Here is a 17,964-nt window from a genome sequence, read left to right as displayed (position 1 = left end):
GTTTGGGGCTGCTGCGCAGCCCAGCGGGGATAAATCCCCTCGCCACAGGCCACCATGCCCCGATCAAAACGGTTATCTCATCAGAACTGCGTACTGATCCACGACACCAGCAACGCCAGCGCCAGGCAGCCAAAGCCGAACCGATAGAAAAACCGGTTCATGCGCTGGGTGGCCAGGTCCAGCAGTGCTTCGAAGCGCTCCTCGCCATTGCCATTGCGTGCTTGCAGGCAGGCTCGCGCCCGTTGTTCACGGCGACGCGTCGCGTGCAGCACCCAGCCGCCAGGGCAGGCAAACAGCAACGCGAGCAGGTTGATCAGTTTGGCGGGGTGGGCAGCGAACAACGAAAACAGATGCAGCGACATCACGAACCTCAAGCGAAAAACGGACAGGACAGACACGCCCGTGGCCTACGAACAGGGCGCGGATTCTACCGAAAGCCTGCCGTCCTGCACCGTTTTTTCCGACCAGTAACGACCGGCTGGGATAATGGCCTGGTAACTTCGTGGCGAGGGAGCTTGCTCCCTCGCCACAGGCTTCGCAATCAAGCCTTGGCTTAATTTCCCCCGTCACGGTTTCGTCATCTGAATAGGCCACTCTGTCGCCCTTCAAACCCGCACGGAACCCGTCATGCTGCACGCCGAAAACCAGGATCGCCTCTATCTCATCAGCCCAAGCGACGAACAACAGAACCTCGTCGACAGCCTGTCCTTCAATGTGCAGGACCGCCATTGGCTGGTGTACTGCGCCCTCGGCGGCCATCAACATGCCGACCTGCCTGAGACAGACCTGCTGACCGGGATCAGCGTGCTGGAATTCTATTCCCAGGCTGCCTGAAAAAACTGTGGGAGCGAGCTTGCTCGCGATAGCGGTGGATCAGCCAACATCGAAATGGCTGACACTCAGCTATCGCGAGCAAGCTCGCTCCCACGGGGTTGCAGACTTAATGCTTACTCAGCCAGCACCTGGCCAATGGTCGGGTCCTTGAACAGCCGGGTCAGGGCATCGCTCAACACGTCGCTGACCAGCTTGGTGTTGGTGTCCTGGTTGGGCGCCATGCCGAAGCGCTGGTCCAGGGACGCCCCGTAACGCCCGCTGTAGCGGCGGTTGGCGTTCTGCACGTCGGAGCGGAAGGTCGCGCCGATGGTGGCTTCGGTCACGTACATGCCTTCCTTGGGCGACTGATACTTGAGCTCAGCCAGGGTCACGGTCAACTGCGGTGCATTCAAGGCATTGGCTGTCGGCGTGAAGCCCAGCAAACGCACCGCTGCTTCAGCCTGGGCCTGCAGCTTGGGCAGGATCTGCGCACCCTGCACCGTGATCACGCTGGTTTCCGGGTACAGCCCACCACGGGTGCCGAGCGTCGGCGACGGACGACCGTCCACGACCCGCACCACCACCGGCTGGCCACGACCCACAGGCGCCAGTTGGGCATTGAGCTTGGGCTCCGGGTTAAGTTGTTGCGGGCTGTGGGCGCAGCCGACGAGGGTCAGACTGGTCACAGCGATCAAACCGAACAACAGGCGTTGCAACATGCTCTTCTCTCCAGAATCGGGCACAAACAGGCCGGCAGTATAGCGGTGCGCCATCGCCGTGAACTAGCGTCGCACGATGAATACTGAAATGTCTGACACGGGCCGTGATTGCCGGTTCCTGTCACCCCATTGTCACGGTCCTTACATTGGCATGTCATGGCCCGCTGTCAGGCTTGCTCCAAGCTCCCTGACCCGGTATTCGCTCATGCGCTTCCTCATTTCCCTGTTCACCCCGCGTCCCCATCACCGCAGCTTCGCCCTGCTCGATCGCAACGGCCGTTGCCAGGCCTTCAAGCAGTGCAGCCTGCAACCCATGGGCGAGGGCTGGGTGGAAATCGACGAAATCCGCCTCAACTGGTTGCACCAGCCATTGCCCGCCAGCGCCCGCGTGCAACCGCTTCGTGCCCGCGCACGCAACCGGCAACTGTTGACCATCTGACCGGACGGCTAATAAAAGTCATTAAACACGACCATTTCCCTGCGTTTCTTCGATACAATCTCCCCCCGATTATAAGGACGTCTCCTGATCGGGCCTCGCAACACCGCTGATGCGCTGGTATTGGCACCCCGCACCGCCCACAGAGAGCCGCCCACACAGATCGAGTGAAGCTGGCGCGCTTGCTGTTCTCCAGGCAAATCACCACTTTTCGCGAATCTGCAGAGCTGTCATTACGCTCGGTCACTGAGCTGTCTGCCTGTTTTGCCTGTCATGTACTCCATGGGGGCAACCAAACCGGGCACGGTGCCAGGCTGGGACAGCCCTTTTTTGAGGTTCACGTCTTCAAAAGAGCGTGAAAAAACGGGTTTTCACAACTTCACGAGAGTGTGGCGAGCAAATGAAGAGTTTTGCGTCTGAACAAGCACCATTAGCGTCTGAAACAGCCCAACGACACAGGACCGGATATCGCTCAAGAACCGGCGCCTGAAGCCTGTCCGCTACGGATTTGGTTGCACGAACGGATGTCTCGGCCATAAGTCGAATTGCCTGCCCGGCGCTTAAATGAGTTCATGTGACTCTTGAGGCCAGGCTGCATGCATCCGCAGTAGGTGCGAAAAATTGCGAAGATTCGGACATGGCGATCCTGGCCATGGATAACTGGGGCGCAACTGACCTGCCCCGCCACTCCTGGCCGCTATGCCGACAATTTGGTGCTGCAGATTTTGGAGACGCGTTAAATGGCGCATAACGAAGCAGTCGATGTAGTTCTGGTAGGGGCCGGCATCATGAGTGCCACCCTGGCCGTGCTGCTCAAGGAGCTCGACCCCGCGATCTCGCTGGAAGTCGTCGAGCTGATGGACTCCGGTGCCGCGGAGAGTTCCAACCCGTGGAACAACGCCGGCACCGGCCACGCCGGGCTGTGTGAGCTCAACTACACGCCCCAGGCGGCCGACGGTACGGTCGACATCAAGAAAGCCGTGCACATCAACACCCAGTTCGAAGTGTCGAAGCAGTTCTGGACGTACCTGACCCAGAAAGGCACGTTCGGCTCCTCCAAGTCCTTCATCGCCCCGGTGCCACACCTGAGTTTCGTACAGGGTGACAAAGGCGTGGCGTTCCTGAAGAAGCGCTTCGAGCTGATGCGCCAGCATCACGCCTTCGCCGACATGGAATACACCGAAGACAAAGGCCAGATGGCCGAGTGGATGCCGTTGATGATGCCTGGCCGGCCGGACGATGAAGTCATCGCCGCCACCCGCGTCATGAACGGTACCGACGTCAACTTCGGCGCCCTGACCAATCAGTTGCTCAAGCACCTGACCAGCGCCCCGGACACCCAGGTCAAGTACTGCAAGCGCGTCACCGGCCTCAAGCGCAACGGCAGCGGCTGGACCGTAAGCATCAAGGACGTCAACTCCGGCAGCACCCGCGAAGTCGACGCCAAGTTCGTGTTCCTCGGTGCCGGCGGCGCGGCCTTGCCGCTGCTGCAAGCCTCGGGCATCGAGGAAAGCAAGGGCTTCGGTGGCTTCCCGGTCAGCGGCCAGTGGCTGCGTTGCGACAACCCGGAAGTGGTCAAGCACCATCAGGCCAAGGTCTACAGCCAGGCCGCCGTGGGCTCGCCGCCAATGTCGGTGCCGCACCTGGACACCCGCGTGGTCGACGGCAAGAAATCCCTGCTGTTCGGACCATACGCCGGTTTCACCACCAAGTTCCTCAAGCACGGTTCGATCATGGACCTGCCGCTGTCGGTACGCGCTGGCAACATCGGCCCGATGCTGGCCGTGGCCCGGGACAACATGGACCTGACCAAGTACCTGATCAGCGAAGTGATGCAGTCCATGGAGCAGCGCCTGGAATCCCTGCGTCGCTTCTACCCCGAGGCGAAAGCCGAAGACTGGCGCCTGGAAGTGGCCGGCCAACGGGTGCAGATCATCAAGAAAGACCCGAAGAAAGGTGGCGTCCTACAGTTCGGCACCGAACTGGTGGCGGCCAAGGACGGCAGCCTCGCCGCCCTGCTCGGCGCATCGCCGGGTGCTTCGGTGACCGTATCGATCATGCTGGAACTGATCGAGCGCTGCTTCCCGGACAAGGCCAAGGGCGAATGGGCTGACAAGCTCGCAGAGATATTCCCGGCCCGGGAAAAAGTGCTGGAAACCGACGCGGCGCTGTATCGCAAGATCAACGCGCAGAACAACATTGCGTTGGAGTTGGTTGAAGACAGCAAGGCTCAAAGTTACGCCTGACACCTTGCCGCTAATATAAAAAAGCCTCCCGTGCAGACGGGAGGCTTTTTTATTTCCTCGGTGTTAGTTCATGCTGAATTTGACGCGTGTTCCACCGTGACTGACATAGTCGTCATCATCTTCAACATAAAACAATTCAGCGACACAGGAACCCGCCGGCTCCGCCTTGACCCAGCGATGATAAGGCATTGCCTCTTTATCATTGCCCGGTGCCCTTGCGACATGTCCAAAGCTGAAATGACAGGTTCGGCTGCCTTGCGTATAGCTGAAGGCCTCTCGCTCGGCGCGTGACTGGGGCAGGTAGTAGGTTAATTCCTGGCTCTCGCCCGGGTTTATCGAAAAGCTGTGGCCGGCATTGGCCGGATTCTGCGTCCAGGTAAAATCTCTGCCGGGAACGATGACGGCGGCGGTTGCGTTATAGACTTCGACATTGACAATTTCATCCCGCGCACAGGAAGCGGAACTTGCCAGACACGCCGCCAGGGACAACAACACCCCGGCGACAAACTTCTTTTGATCTTCCATGATGAATACAGCTCCATTTAAACGATGACGTCAAAGCCACTTGGCTTCGGCGCAAAAGTAATGGAAATTCAAATAAAACAAAACAGCCCGAATGGTGACATAACCTTTCGGAGCAACTTGCAGAAGAAGAGATTAGTTGCGATCAGCCCGAACGACTCAACGCTCCGAAGAGCGTTGACAGGGGTTCAACTCAGCGGCGCGCCTTGTTGATCAACTCGATGTATTCCTCGGCATTACGCTGGTCCTGGATCAACGCAACGAAATCGTTGCCGTGCTCATCCTTGCCGTCGAGGTCATGGCCGGCCTCGACGAAGAACGTCAGGAAACGCTCGAAATCATCGACCCGCAGGCCACGGTAGGCCTTGATCAGTTTGTGCAACGACGGCGAAGTGGCATCGACCGGTTCGAAATTGAGGAACAGCTTGATCTGCTCGTCGCCAATCTCGTCGCCAATCACTTGTTTCTTGTCTTTACGCATTGCCGGCTCCAACTCGCACAATTCACGGGGGCGGGCAGTTTACCCCCGGCAGGCCTCGGGGCTCAACGCGGGCGTTCGATGCCGGTGTGCAGGTCGGCCCAGATATGGCCGTTGGCGTAGGTGAGGAACTGCACGTAGACCGTGTTGTTGCGCAACAGATCGATGACCACCCGGTACTGGGCCTGTGGATAAGACAGTGTCAGGGTCTTGCTCGCCTCGTCGAAGGCCGGTTTCTTCAAGCTTTTGCTTTCGCCGTCGAAGTTGAGGATCACCTGGCTGATGGTCGCCCCCTTGTTCAAGGACTTGCCCTTGAGACGGACCAGCAAAGGCGAAGTGACCGGGATCGGTTGCTGGTTGGACTGGCGCTGGTTCCCCAGCACCACCGAATACTCGGTCACTTGCAGCAACTGCTGCTGTTCGGGCTGTTCCTGGCGCACCACCAGGTCATCCGGCGGCAGGAACTGGCTGTGCATCGGCGCGGCCACGGCCGTCAAAGGCAGGCTGGCGATCAACAGTGAAGTGGCGCAGCGGCGGATCGATACACGCATGACAACCTCCAGAATCTTGGCCGGGCACTCTAGCATGAGCACGGACAGTAAAAATAAGCGATCCGGATCAATACATCCGGACAGCGGGCGCGGCATACTCAAAGAGGCCATCAGCATCGATATCACTGATGCATGCCTTTGTGGCGAGGGAGCTTGCTCCCGCTGGGTTTGGTAGGAGCTGCCGAAGGCTGCGATCTTTTGATCTTTCGCTTGAGACTCAAGTGACAGGGGAAAGATCGCAGCCTCGTTGCACTCGACAGCTCCTACGGGCGCAGCCCAACGGGAGCAAGCTCCCTCGCCACGGGGCCAGTGCCGGCCCCCCCCTTGCGAGGAGTATTCATGGCTTTCTCCGCCCCACCGTTATTCGCCGCCTGGCGCCAGACCTGGCGTGCCGGCTACACCCTGGAACGCCTGCGCGGCGATCTGGTGGCCGGGCTGACCGTCGGCATTATCGCCATCCCCCTGGCCATGGCCCTGGCGATTGCCGTCGGCGTGCCGCCGCAGAACGGTCTGTACACGGTGTTGGTGGCGGCACCGCTGATCGCCCTCACCGGCGGCTCGCGCTTCAACGTGAGCGGGCCGACAGCGGCGTTCGTGGTGATCCTGCTGCCCATCACCCAACAATACGGCCTGGGCGGCCTGCTGTTGTGCACCATGCTCGCCGGCCTGATCCTGATCGCCCTGGGCCTGTTACGCGCCGGCCGCTTGATCCAGTACATTCCCTATCCGGTCATCCTCGGCTTCACCGCGGGCATCGGCGTGGTCATCGCCACGTTGCAACTGAAGGATTTGCTGGGGCTGACCACCGCAGGCCAAGCCAAACACTACATCGAACAGCTGGGCGAATTGATCGTGGCGCTGCCCGGTGCCCGTCTCGGCGATGGGGTCATCGGGGCCGTGTGCCTGGCGGTGCTGATTGCCTGGCCGCGCTGGGTGCCACGGGTGCCTGGGCATCTGGTGGCGCTGCTGGTGGGCACGTTGCTGGGGCTGGCGATGGAGCGCGGCGGATGGCCGATTGCGACGCTGGGCGAACGTTTCAGCTACGTCGTCGATGGCATCGCTCACCCGGGCATCCCGCCCTTCCTACCCAGCTTCGACTGGCCCTGGAACCTGCCGGACAACCAGGGGCATCCGTTGATCCTGTCCTATGACCTGATCCGCCAATTGCTGGCGCCCGCCTTTGCCATCGCCATGCTCGGTGCCATCGAATCACTGTTGTGCGCGGTGGTGGCGGACGGCATGACCGGCAGCAAGCACGATCCCAATGCCGAACTGATGGGCCAGGGCCTGGGCAACCTGGTGGCGCCGCTGTTCGGTGGCATCACCGCCACCGCCGCCATTGCCCGCAGCGCCACCAATGTGCGCAGTGGCGCCTTTTCACCGCTGGCCGCGATCATCCACAGCCTCGTGGTGCTGGTGGCGATTGTGCTGCTGGCGCCGCTGTTCAGTTACTTGCCCATGGCCGCACTGGCCGCGCTGCTGGTGATGGTCGCCTGGAACATGAGCGAAGCCGGGCATGTGCTGCACACCCTGCGCATCGCCCCGCGCAGCGACGTGCTGGTGCTGCTGACCTGCCTGGGCCTGACGGTGCTGTTCGACATGGTCCTGGCTGTCGCCGTCGGCCTGCTGCTGGCCGCCGGGCTGTTCATCAAGCGCATGAGCGAATTGACCGACAGCGCCGAGTTGCCGCGCGATTTTCACCAGGCCCTGCTGGACATGCCCGAACACGTTCGCTGCTACGCCATTCGTGGACCGCTGTTCTTTGGCGCGGCTGAAAAAGCCCTGGATGTGCTGCGCCGGTTCGACCCGGGCGTTCGGGTGGTGGTCGTGGAAATGAGTGCCGTGCCCATGCTGGACATGACCGCGCTGGCTGCGTTTGAAAATATCCTGAAGGATTACCGCAAGCACGGCATCGGCCTGATCCTGGTGGCGACCGCGCCCAGGGTGCGCCTGAAACTGCGCCGCGCCGGCATTCATCGCGAACAGCGGCAATTGGCGTATGTGCAGACCCTGGAGCAGGCGCGGGTCAAGAGTGAGCAATGGTTGGCCGGCGGCAACACCGCTCACCCAAGACTTGCTTGAATTGTGGCGAGGGAGCTTGCTCCCGCTGGGCAGGGCTACAGCCCCAATTGCAGGTGGGTGCTACGCCCCCAAGCGGGAGCAAGCTCCCTCGCCACAAAAGCTCCGTGCCGGCGACTGATTCGGTGCTCAGTCGAACTGCGCGCGCATCCAGGCGTGGTATTGCGCCACGCCTGGCTCGCCTTCGCGGGGCGCCCAGTGGGCCAGTTCGCCCTCGCCCACGGGCCGGTAGGGACCGGCCTTGCATTCGAACATCAGGCTGTCGGCTTCCAGCACCACCAACCCGTGATACACGCCAGAGGGCAGGTCGACGCCGAGGCAATCGCCACCGGCCTGCAGGATGCGCTTGTCGACCACCGCACCGGCTTCGTCGAAAATCAACACCCCCAGCCGCCCCTTGAGCACCAGCAAGGTTTCCGCCTTATCGGCGCTCAGGTGGCGGTGCGGCGGGACGTAGGTGCAAGGCTGCAAGCCAACCGCCATGCGGTGGCACGGTTCATCCATCTCATGGAAGTTATGGTGCTGGCGTCCGCGAGGACTGGCCGCGGCTTTCTCGGCCAATTCATCGAACAACGCTTGTTCCAGGAAACTTGGCCGAGTCATCGATTACATCCCCTTGACGGCGAAAATGCCATTGGCGTTGCGCCAGTAACCTTTGTAGTCCATGCCGTAGCCGAAGATGTAGCGGTCGATACACGGCAGGCCGACGAAATCGGCTTTCAAGTCCGGCCGCGCCTTGCGGTCATGGTCCTTGTCGATCAGCACGGCGGTGTGCACGGCGCGGGCGCCGGCGTGTTTGCAGAAGTCGATGATCGCGCCCAGGGTGTGACCTTCATCGAGGATGTCGTCGATGATCAGCACGTCGCGGTCGATGAACGAGACTTCCGGCTTGGCTTTCCAGAACAGGTCGCCACCGCTGGTTTCGTTGCGATAACGCGTCGCGTGCAGGTAGGACGCTTCCAGGGGGAAGTTCAGATAGGTCAGCAGCTTGCCGGAGAAAATCAGCCCGCCGTTCATGACGCAGAACACCACCGGATTGGCATCGGCCAGTTGCTCGTTGATTTGCGCACCGACACGGGCGATGGCCGCTTCGACTTCGGCTTCGGTGTACAGGCAGTCAGCCTCTCGCATGATTTGACGGATATGCTCGAGATCAGCGGACATGGCGCTCTCCAGTGGGGGCAGGGTTCGGAAAAGCCGGCAAAGGTACGCATCCCGCCCGGCCAGATCAAGCGTTTGTGGACTAACGTTCTGTATTGTCTATAGGACAACACCCTCGGATAGATTAATCTAGGCCGGTTTTTTTGCCCGCCGCCGGAGCCCTTCCCCATGCCCATCCTCGAGATCCGCCATCCGCTGATCAGACACAAACTCGGCCTGATGCGCCGCGCCGATATCAGCACGAAGAACTTCCGTGAACTGGCCCAGGAAGTCGGTGCCCTGCTCACCTATGAAGCCACCAAGGACCTGCCGCTGGAGTCCTACGAAATCGACGGCTGGGCCGGTACGGTCCAGGTGGAGAAAATCGCCGGCAAGAAGATCACCGTGGTGCCGATCCTGCGCGCCGGCATCGGCATGCTCGAAGGCGTACTGAGCCTGATCCCGGGGGCGAAGGTCAGCGCCGTGGGCGTGGCTCGCAACGAGCAGACCCTGCAAGCGCACACCTACCTGGAAAAACTGGTGCCGGAAATCGACGAGCGCCTGGCCATGATCATCGACCCGATGCTCGCCACCGGCAGCTCCATGGTCGCCACCATCGACCTGTTGAAAAAGGCTGGTTGCCGGGAGATCCGCGCCATGGTGCTGGTCGCCGCTCCCGAAGGCATCAAGGCCGTGCAGGACGCCCACCCGGACGTGACCATCTACACCGCGTCCATCGACCAGAAACTCAACGAGCAGGGCTACATCATCCCGGGCCTGGGCGATGCCGGCGACAAGATCTTCGGCACCAAGCAGAAGGACGCTTGAGCATGCAGGATGAGTTCAACGATCCGCTCTGGCGCCAGGTCCTGTCCGGCGCGCAGATGCTGTTCGTCGCCTTCGGCGCGCTGGTATTGATGCCGCTGATCACCGGGCTGGACCCTAACGTGGCGCTGTTCACCGCCGGTCTGGGAACGATCCTGTTCCAAGTCGTCACGGGGCGCCAGGTACCGGTGTTCCTGGCCTCGAGCTTTGCCTTCATCACCCCGATCATCCTCGCCAAGGGCCAGTTCGGCCTGGCCGCGACCATGGGTGGGGTGATGGCGGCGGGTTTCGTCTACACCTTCCTGGGCCTGGCGGTGAAGATCAAGGGCACCGGGTTTATCGACCGCCTGCTGCCGCCAGTGGTCATCGGTCCGGTGATCATTTCCATCGGCCTGGCCATGGCGCCGATTGCCGCCAACATGGCAATGGGCAAGGCCGGTGACGGTACCGAGCTGATTCAATATCAGACCGCGATGATGATCTCGATGCCGGCGCTGCTCACCACCCTGATCGTGGCAGTGTTCGGCAAGGGTATTTTCCGCCTGGTGCCGATCATTTCCGGCGTGCTGGTGGGCTTTGCCATGGCGTTTTTCTTCGGGGTCGTGGACACTGCGAAAATCGCCGCCGCTCCCTGGTTCGCACTGCCAGCCTTCACCGCGCCGGAGTTCAATTGGCAGGCGATCCTGTTCATCGTGCCGGTCGCCCTGGCACCGGCCATCGAGCACATCGGCGGCGTGATTGCCGTGGGCAGCGTGACCGGTCGCGACTACCTGAAGAAACCCGGCCTGCACCGCACCCTGCTCGGTGACGGCATTGCCACCACCGCCGCCGGCCTGTTCGGTGGCCCGCCCAACACCACCTACGCCGAAGTGACCGGCGCGGTGATGCTGACCAAGAACTACAACCCGAAGATCATGACCTGGGCGGCGATCTTTGCCATCAGCCTGGCGTTCATCGGCAAGTTCGGCGCGCTGCTGCAAAGCATCCCGGTGCCGGTGATGGGCGGGATCCTGTGCCTGTTGTTCGGTTCGATTGCGGCGGTGGGCATGAACACGCTGATCCGCCACAAGATCGACCTGGGCGAGGCGCGCAACCTGGTGATCGTTTCGGTGACGCTGGTGTTCGGCATCGGCGGCGTGCTGGTGGGCACCGGCACCGGCCCGGACGACTTCGGCCTCAAAGGCATCGCGTTGTGCGCGGTGGTGGCGATCGCGCTGAACTTGCTGCTGCCGGGCAATGACGGCTGGAAGCAGAAGAAGGCGGATGAGCCGCTACTGTAGATTCACCGCCTGCACGATTGTCATCGCGGGCAAGCCTTGCTCCCACAGGTTTTGAGTGGACCATGCTTGAGTGGTCAAGACAAAATCTGTGGGAGCAAGGCTTGCCCGCGATGCTTTTCGAGGCTTACAACGCGATCGGAGCCCGTTCGCAGAGAGTACTCAACGCCTGCGCCCACTGCGGCTCATCATTGAGGCAAGGCACCAGCACCAACTCCTCCCCCCCTGCCGCGCGGAACTGTTCACGGCCGCGATCGCCGATTTCCTCCAGGGTTTCAATGCAGTCGGCCACGAACGCCGGGCACATCACCAGCACTTTCTTCACACCGCTTTTGGCCAGTTCCTCCAGGCGCGCCTCGGTGTAGGGTTCGATCCACTTGGCACGCCCCAAGCGCGACTGGAACGACACCGACCACTTGCCATCCGCCAGCCCCATGCGTTGGGCAAACAGTTCGGCAGTGCGGATGCATTGCGCGCGGTAACAGGTCGCCATGACCTCCGGCGGCGCGTTCTTGCAGCAGTCGGCGTCCTTGAAGCAATGAAATCCCGTCGGGTCGAGCTTGGTCAGGTGCCGCTCCGGCAAGCCGTGGAAACTCAACAACAGATGATCGTGTTCCTGCATCAGGTACGGCTTGGCGCTGGTCACCAGGGCGTCGAGGTATTCGGGCTGATCGTAGAACGGCTGGAGGATCGAAAACTGCACATTGAGTTTCTTTTCCCGCACGACCCGCTTGGCCTCCTCGATCACCGTGGTCACGGTGCTGTCGGCGAACTGCGGATACAACGGCGCCAACGTGATCTTCTTGTGACCCTGACTCGCCAGCCGTACCAGCGCCGACTCAATGGACGGCTCGCCATAACGCATCGCCAGCTCCACCGGGCCCTGGGTCCACTGCGCGATCATGGCCTGTTGCAGCCGGCGACTGAGCACCACCAACGGCGACCCCTCTTCCCACCAGATCGAGGCGTAGGCGTGGGCCGACTGCTCGGGACGCCGAATCAGGATCAGCGACACCAGCAAACGCCGCACCGGCCATGGCAGGTCGATGACATACGGGTCCATCAGGAATTGATTGAGGTAGCGGCGCACATCGGCCACCGAGGTGGAGGCAGGCGAACCCAGATTCACCAGAAGCAACGCGTGATCGGTCATGCAACGTCCTATTTCAAAGGCGGCTGGACAAGTCTTCCAGGGCCGCAGGCAAATCAGTGAATCGGAATGTGAAACCCGCCGCCTGCAATCGAGCCGGCGTGGCGCGCTGGCCGCCGAGCAACAGCAAGGACAATTCCCCCAGCGTGACCTTCAGCGCAAGCTCCGGCATCGGCACCACGGCCGGCCGATGCAATACACGCCCCAGGGCCTTGGCAAAATCGCGGTTGCGCACCGGGTTCGGCGCGCACGCATTATAAGGACCGCTGGCATCGGTGCGGTGCAGAAGAAAATCAATCAGGGCGATTTGATCGTCGATGTGAACCCACGGCATCCACTGCCGACCATTGCCGATACGCCCGCCCAGCGCCAGCTTGAATGGCAACAGCAGCCGCGACAAAAAGCCGCCCTCGGCGGACAGGACCAGACCGGTACGCACCAACACCACCCGCAGGCCCAAGGCCTCGGCCCGTTGCGCGGTTTCTTCCCAGGCGATGCACAACTGGCTGGCGAAATCTTCGCTCACCGGTCCCGATTCCTCGGTCAATTCACGCTCGCCACCGTCGCCGTACCAGCCCACCGCGGAACCGGAAATCAGCACCTGCGGCTTCTGCTCGCAACGCTCCAGCCACGCCAGCAAAACTTCCGTCAACGTGATACGACTGCTCCACAACAACATCTTGCGTTTATGGCTCCAGGGACGGTCGGCGATGGGGGCGCCGGCGAGGTTGACCACCGCGTCCACCGGCTCGTGGATTTCGTCGAGCTTGGCCACGCCCCGCACCGGTGTCCCGCAGATTTTCGCCACCTCTTCGGGTCGACGACTCCATACCGTCAGGCGATGCCCCTGCTGCAACCAGAGGCGGCAGAGCTGACGTCCGATCAAACCAGTACCGCCGGTCAGCAATATGTGCATGAGATGTTCCTCGAATCGCGTTTTACCCGGCCCATTAGTCTATTTTTATAAGCAGGGATTTTTCGTATCGGACAGGGTCTGTGTTTAACAATAGGACAACCTGTCCAAACGCGAACGGTAAAACTTATACCAAAAACCCGAATTGTACAGGTTTAAACGACGGCGTAGTCTGTACAGAAAGGTAAACGAGGCCCTCATGACTGTACCTATCGCGATCATCGGCACCGGCATCGCCGGACTTTCAGCCGCCCAGGCCCTGACGGAGGCCGGGCATATCGTTCAACTCTTCGATAAAAGCCACGGCAGTGGCGGACGCATGTCGAGCAAGCGCAGCGACGCCGGCGCACTGGACATGGGCGCGCAGTACTTCACTGCCCGCGATCGCCGCTTTGTCACAGAGGTCCAGCGCTGGCAAGCCAACGGCTGGGCCGCGGAATGGAACCCGCAGCTCTACAACTTCCAGAATGGGCAACTGAGCCCATCGCCGGACGAACAGACTCGCTGGGTCGGCACTCCGCGCATGAGCGCCATCACCCGCGCCTTGCTCGACAAACTGCAGGTACAGTTTTCCTGCCGGATCACCGAGGTGTACCGCGGCCAGGAGCATTGGCATCTGCAGGACGCGGAAGGTTTCACCCACGGCCCCTTCGGCCACGTGGTAATCGCCACACCCGCGCCCCAGGCCACCGCATTGCTGGCGGCCGTACCGAAACTGGCCGCCGTGGCCGCCGGCGTGAAGATGGACCCGACCTGGGCTGTGGCCCTGGCCTTCGAAGCACCGCTGGATACGCCCATGGAAGGCTGCTTCGTACAGGACAGCCCCCTGGACTGGCTGGCGCGCAACCGCAGCAAACCGGGACGCGACAGCAAGCTCGACACCTGGGTACTGCACGCCACCAGCGACTGGAGCCGGCAGCACATCGACCTGTCCAAGGAAGCGGTGATCGAACACCTGCACGGTGCGTTCGCCGAACTGCTGCACAGCGCGATGCCCGCACCGAGCTTCAGCGTGGCCCATCGCTGGCTCTATGCCCGCCCCGCCGGCAGCCATGAATGGGGCGCCCTGGCCGATGCCGACCTGGGGCTGTACGTGTGCGGTGACTGGTGCCTGTCCGGCCGGGTCGAAGGCGCATGGCTCAGCGGCCAGGAGGCTGCACGCCGCCTGCACGCAAGCCTGCAGTAGATCGCGTCACCCATCGCTCTTCGCTGCTGTCGAAAGAGACAGCAGCCTGCCCGCGGCACCCACTGACGTCGCCCAGCCCCTCTATGAATCCGGTTGACTTGTGTACATTCGGACCTATGATGAAAATATTGTACATAAATATAAATTTGTACAAGATTAAGCCATCAGAGGTCGCCCATGCTCAGCGCAGCCATCGCCAAACCCAGAATCGCCATCAGCGCCTGCCTGATGGGTGCTGAAGTTCGCTTCAACGGCGGGCATAAGCAATCGTCGTTGTGCAGCCACACCCTCATCGATTACTTCGATTTCGTGCCGGTGTGCCCCGAAGTCGCCATCGGCCTGGGCATTCCCCGGCAGCCGATTCGCCTGGTGGGCAATCCTGAACACCCCGAGGCGCTCGGTACGGTGAATAGCGACCTCAACGTGACCCGGCCATTGGCCGACTATGGGCAGCAGATGGCCGGGGAACTGGATGACCTCTGCGGCTACATCTTCATGCAGAAATCGCCGTCCTGCGGACTGGAGCGGGTCAAGGTCTATGACCACAACGGTGTCCCCCAGGAAGGCGGCGGACGCGGTATCTATGCCCAGGCCTTTTGCGAACGCCATCCCGATCTGCCGGTGGAGGAAGACGGTCGCCTCAACGACCCGGTACTGCGGGAGAACTTCCTGACCCGGGTGTTTGCCTATGCCGCCTGGCAACCCTTGCGCCGCCAGGGCCTGACCCGGCGCGACCTGATCGAATTCCACTCGCGCTACAAATACCTGCTCATGGCTCACAACCCCGAACAGTACAAGGCCTTGGGCAAATTGCTGGGCGACATGGGCAAGACCGATCCCAATGAACTGGGTCCACGCTATTTCAGTGCATTGATGGCCGCCTTGAAGAAATGCGCCACCCGCCGCACCCACACCAATGTGCTGCAACACCTGAGCGGTTACCTCAAGCGCGCCATCGACGCCGACGACAAACAGGAGGTACAGCACCTCATCGGGCAGTACCGCCTCGGCATCGTGCCCTTGGTGGTGCCGCTGACATTGCTCAAGCATCACCTGCGCCAGCACCCCGACCCTTACCTGGCGCAGCAGGTCTACCTGCAACCGCACCCGGAAAACCTCAGTTTGCGAAACGCCATTTGATGAACAATGAGCCCGATTCCAGTGCCCGCGAAGACCTGGGGGCCGACTTTGCCAAGGCCTTGGCGCAAGGCTGGCTGCCCATACGTGAAGTCGCCCGACAGACCGGTGTCAACGCCGTCACGTTGCGGGCCTGGGAGCGCCGGTACGGCCTGATCGTGCCGCACCGCACGCCCAAGGGTCATCGCCTGTTCAATGCCGACCATGTGCAACGGATCCGCAACATCCTCACTTGGATCGATCGTGGCGTCGCGGTGAGCAAGATCAAGCCGTTGCTGGATACACCGCCGCTGCCGACAGTCCCCACGCCGCCACCGGAGAACGATTGGCAGCGTCAGCGCAACGCCTTGGTACTGGCGGTGACACAACTGGCCGAGCGTCAGATCGATGATCTGGTCAACCAGGCGATGGCGCTGTATCCGCCCTGGACCGTGTGCGAGCAATTGCTCTTGCCGTTGCTGGCCGAGCTGCACGTGCGCTGGCAAGGCCAGTTCGGCGCGCAGCTGGAACGGGTCTTCCTGTACTCGTGGCTGCGCAGCAAGTTTGGCAGCCGGATCTACCACAACAACCGTCAGTTGCGCGGTGCACCACTGTTGCTCGTCAATCATTCGGACTTGCCCCAGGAACCGCACCTGTGGCTCACCGCCTGGCTGGCCAGCAGCGCCGATTGCCCGGTGGAGGTGCTCGACAGCCCGCTACCGGCGGGCGAACTGGCCTTGGCGGTCGAACGTCTCAAGGCTCGCGGCGTGCTGTTGTATTCCAGTCACGCCATCAACCTGTCCCAACTGCCCAGGCTGCTGGGTGGCATCGATTGTCCGATCATCATTGCCGGCCCGGCCGCGTCGATCCACCACGCCCGGTTATCCACAGGCGTCTCGATGCTCGACCTGTCCTGGGCCGAAGACCCGTTATCGGCTCACCGCGAACTGAGCCGCAGAGAACTCCTTTAGATGGAAAACAGCATGCAACTGATCTGGCTGCGCAGCGACTTGCGCCTGCACGACAACACCGCCCTCGCGGCGGCCGCAGCCCAAGGGCCCTGCGTGGCGGTGTACCTGACCAGCCCCGAACAATGGCGTGCCCACGACGACGCAGCGTGCAAGATCGATTTCTGGCTGCGCAACCTCGGCGCATTGAGCGTGGCCCTGGATGAACTGAACATCCCGCTCCTGATTCGCGAGGCAACGCATTGGCACCAGGCGCCACACGTGCTGCTCAAGCTATGTCGCGAACTGAACATTGGCGCCGTGCATGTCAACGAAGAGTACGGCCTGAATGAAACGCAGCGTGACACCGAAGTCGCCCGTGCGTTGAATGATCAGGGAATCGAGTTTCACCAGCACCTCGATCAACTGCTGTTCAGGCCCGGCAGTGTACTGACCAAGACCGGCAATTATTTCCAGGTGTTCAGTCAGTTCCGCAAGGTCTGCTACAGCCGTCTGCATTTTTCGCTGCCGAGCCTGGTCGCCACACCGCGCCAGCAGGCCCGCACCGGCATTGCCCGCGATCCGGTGCCGACGCAGGTCGATGGATTCGCCCCGCCCAGCGAAACACTGCGCGCCCTCTGGCCCGCCGGTGAAACCGAAGCCCGACGGCGCCTGGACAGTTTTGTCGACCAGCACCTCGACGATTACCAGCACGAACGGGACTTCCCGGCCCGGCCCGGCACCAGCCAGCTCTCGGCCTACCTGGTAGCCGGGGTGGTGTCGCCACGTCAATGCCTGCATGCCGCTCTGCAAGCCAACCAGGGTGAGTTCGAGAGTGGAAGTGCCGGCGCCGTGACCTGGATTAATGAATTGCTCTGGCGCGAGTTCTACAAGCACATTCTCGTGGGTTACCCACGTGTGTCGCGCCACCGCGCGTTTCGCCCGGAAACCGAGGCGCTGGCGTGGCGCAAGGCCCCCGGCGAACTGGAGGCCTGGAAACAGGCACGTACCGGCCTGCCGATTATCGATGCGGCCATGCGCCAATTGCTGGAAACCGGCTGGATGCACAACCGCTTGCGGATGGTGGTCGCCATGTTCCTGACCAAGAACCTGCTGATCGATTGGCGTGAAGGCGAGCGTTTTTTCATGCAGCACCTGATCGACGGCGACCTGGCTGCCAATAATGGCGGCTGGCAATGGAGCGCCTCCACCGGCACCGACTCGGCACCTTGGTTCCGCATCTTCAACCCTTTGAGCCAGTCGGAAAAATTTGACCGCGAGGGCCTGTTCATCAAGTACTGGTTACCTGAACTGAACGACCTGGACAGGCAACAGGTCCATAGCCCAAATACCCAGGGCGGCTTGTTTGGCGCAGTGGATTATCCGGCACCGATCGTCGATTTGCGCGAGTCCAGGGCGCGTGCGCTGGCAGCATTCAGAAACCTGCCGACGCGACAGGACGCAGCCGCTGAAGGGGTGGGCGATTAGCGAACATGAAATTGCCGGGCCGCGGGATGCAATATTTACCCGATAACATATAGTCGTACTAATCGTGCGAACTCTACT

Annotated in this window: 19 protein-coding genes; 10 read left to right on the top strand and 9 right to left on the bottom strand. The window is 61.6% G+C overall.

All coding sequences use genetic code 11. The features are described from left to right. Window positions 1-80: 80 nt before the first annotated feature. Complete coding sequence (locus IB266_RS19335; protein WP_060740672.1) at window positions 81-362, bottom strand: hypothetical protein; 282 nt, start codon at window positions 360-362, stop codon at window positions 81-83. A 265-nt stretch (window positions 363-627) separates the two neighbouring features. Between IB266_RS19335 and IB266_RS19330 the strand changes: the two genes are divergently transcribed. Beyond that, on the top strand, window positions 628-834 hold the full coding sequence (locus IB266_RS19330) for a hypothetical protein (protein WP_003185312.1): 207 nt from the start codon (window positions 628-630) through the stop codon (window positions 832-834). Window positions 835-947: 113 nt separating this feature from the next. Here the strand turns inward: IB266_RS19330 and IB266_RS19325 are convergent, their stop codons facing one another. Continuing rightward, window positions 948-1,532, bottom strand: coding sequence for a YajG family lipoprotein (locus tag IB266_RS19325; RefSeq protein WP_003205489.1), 585 nt, complete (start codon window positions 1,530-1,532; stop codon window positions 948-950). A 205-nt stretch (window positions 1,533-1,737) separates the two neighbouring features. On the opposite strand from IB266_RS19325, the gene IB266_RS19320 reads away from it, so the two are divergent. Beyond that, entirely contained in the window at window positions 1,738-1,971 is a 234-nt protein-coding gene (locus tag IB266_RS19320) for a hypothetical protein (RefSeq protein WP_014340171.1), read from the top strand. Window positions 1,972-2,708: 737 nt separating this feature from the next. Continuing rightward, complete coding sequence (gene mqo / locus IB266_RS19315) at window positions 2,709-4,214, top strand: malate dehydrogenase (quinone) (RefSeq protein ID WP_192262125.1); 1,506 nt, start codon at window positions 2,709-2,711, stop codon at window positions 4,212-4,214. Between the two features lie 63 nt (window positions 4,215-4,277). On the opposite strand, the gene IB266_RS19310 is transcribed toward mqo, so the two are convergent. From IB266_RS19310 to IB266_RS19300, 3 genes are all read right to left on the bottom strand, one after another. Further along, entirely contained in the window at window positions 4,278-4,739 is a 462-nt protein-coding gene (locus IB266_RS19310) for a hypothetical protein (protein WP_192262124.1), read from the bottom strand. A 190-nt stretch (window positions 4,740-4,929) separates the two neighbouring features. Next, complete coding sequence (locus tag IB266_RS19305) at window positions 4,930-5,217, bottom strand: PA4642 family protein (protein ID WP_060740669.1); 288 nt, start codon at window positions 5,215-5,217, stop codon at window positions 4,930-4,932. A gap of 62 nt (window positions 5,218-5,279) precedes the next feature. Further along, window positions 5,280-5,765: a hypothetical protein gene (locus IB266_RS19300; protein WP_060740668.1), complete on the bottom strand. Its 486-nt coding sequence runs from the start codon at window positions 5,763-5,765 to the stop codon at window positions 5,280-5,282. 339 nt (window positions 5,766-6,104) lie between these two features. On the opposite strand from IB266_RS19300, the gene dauA reads away from it, so the two are divergent. Next, window positions 6,105-7,847 (top strand): C4-dicarboxylic acid transporter DauA, encoded by a 1,743-nt coding sequence (gene dauA / locus IB266_RS19295; RefSeq protein WP_192262123.1) that lies wholly within the window; start codon window positions 6,105-6,107, stop codon window positions 7,845-7,847. 126 nt (window positions 7,848-7,973) lie between these two features. Here dauA and IB266_RS19290 read toward each other — a convergent pair whose 3' ends face one another. Next, window positions 7,974-8,447: a WbuC family cupin fold metalloprotein gene (locus tag IB266_RS19290; RefSeq protein ID WP_192262122.1), complete on the bottom strand. Its 474-nt coding sequence runs from the start codon at window positions 8,445-8,447 to the stop codon at window positions 7,974-7,976. Window positions 8,448-8,450: 3 nt separating this feature from the next. Then, window positions 8,451-9,008 (bottom strand): hypoxanthine-guanine phosphoribosyltransferase, encoded by a 558-nt coding sequence (locus tag IB266_RS19285; RefSeq protein ID WP_053125250.1) that lies wholly within the window; start codon window positions 9,006-9,008, stop codon window positions 8,451-8,453. Between the two features lie 165 nt (window positions 9,009-9,173). Between IB266_RS19285 and upp the strand changes: the two genes are divergently transcribed. Together upp and IB266_RS19275 are read left to right on the top strand one after the other, a co-directional pair. Further along, window positions 9,174-9,812, top strand: a complete 639-nt coding sequence (gene upp, locus IB266_RS19280) for a uracil phosphoribosyltransferase (protein WP_192262121.1) — start codon at window positions 9,174-9,176, stop codon at window positions 9,810-9,812. 2 nt (window positions 9,813-9,814) lie between these two features. Next, window positions 9,815-11,089, top strand: coding sequence for a uracil-xanthine permease family protein (locus IB266_RS19275; protein ID WP_192262120.1), 1,275 nt, complete (start codon window positions 9,815-9,817; stop codon window positions 11,087-11,089). A 124-nt stretch (window positions 11,090-11,213) separates the two neighbouring features. Here IB266_RS19275 and hemH read toward each other — a convergent pair whose 3' ends face one another. Continuing rightward, a complete protein-coding gene (hemH, locus tag IB266_RS19270; RefSeq protein WP_192262119.1) occupies window positions 11,214-12,239 on the bottom strand; it encodes a ferrochelatase in 1,026 nt (341 codons plus the stop codon). A gap of 13 nt (window positions 12,240-12,252) precedes the next feature. After that, entirely contained in the window at window positions 12,253-13,152 is a 900-nt protein-coding gene (locus IB266_RS19265) for a TIGR01777 family oxidoreductase (protein WP_192262118.1), read from the bottom strand. A 196-nt stretch (window positions 13,153-13,348) separates the two neighbouring features. Between IB266_RS19265 and IB266_RS19260 the strand changes: the two genes are divergently transcribed. The 4 genes from IB266_RS19260 to phrB all read left to right on the top strand — a co-directional run bounded on the left by IB266_RS19260 (window position 13,349) and on the right by phrB (window position 17,886). Continuing rightward, window positions 13,349-14,335: an NAD(P)/FAD-dependent oxidoreductase gene (locus IB266_RS19260; protein ID WP_060740661.1), complete on the top strand. Its 987-nt coding sequence runs from the start codon at window positions 13,349-13,351 to the stop codon at window positions 14,333-14,335. 177 nt (window positions 14,336-14,512) lie between these two features. Further along, on the top strand, window positions 14,513-15,475 hold the full coding sequence (locus IB266_RS19255) for a YbgA family protein (protein ID WP_192262117.1): 963 nt from the start codon (window positions 14,513-14,515) through the stop codon (window positions 15,473-15,475). Beyond that, window positions 15,475-16,422 (top strand): MerR family transcriptional regulator, encoded by a 948-nt coding sequence (locus IB266_RS19250; protein ID WP_192262116.1) that lies wholly within the window; start codon window positions 15,475-15,477, stop codon window positions 16,420-16,422. The genes IB266_RS19255 and IB266_RS19250 overlap by 1 nt, the downstream gene beginning before the upstream one ends. Window positions 16,423-16,434: 12 nt before the next feature. Further along, entirely contained in the window at window positions 16,435-17,886 is a 1,452-nt protein-coding gene (gene phrB, locus IB266_RS19245) for a deoxyribodipyrimidine photo-lyase (RefSeq protein WP_192262115.1), read from the top strand. Window positions 17,887-17,964: the final 78 nt, after the last annotated feature.

The organism is Pseudomonas sp. Pdm06, from assembly GCF_014851795.1.
Classification (GTDB): domain Bacteria; phylum Pseudomonadota; class Gammaproteobacteria; order Pseudomonadales; family Pseudomonadaceae; genus Aquipseudomonas; species Aquipseudomonas fluorescens_AA.
The sequence above is the reverse complement of the archived record's forward strand: the minus strand, read 5'-3'. Positions and strand labels throughout refer to the sequence as shown.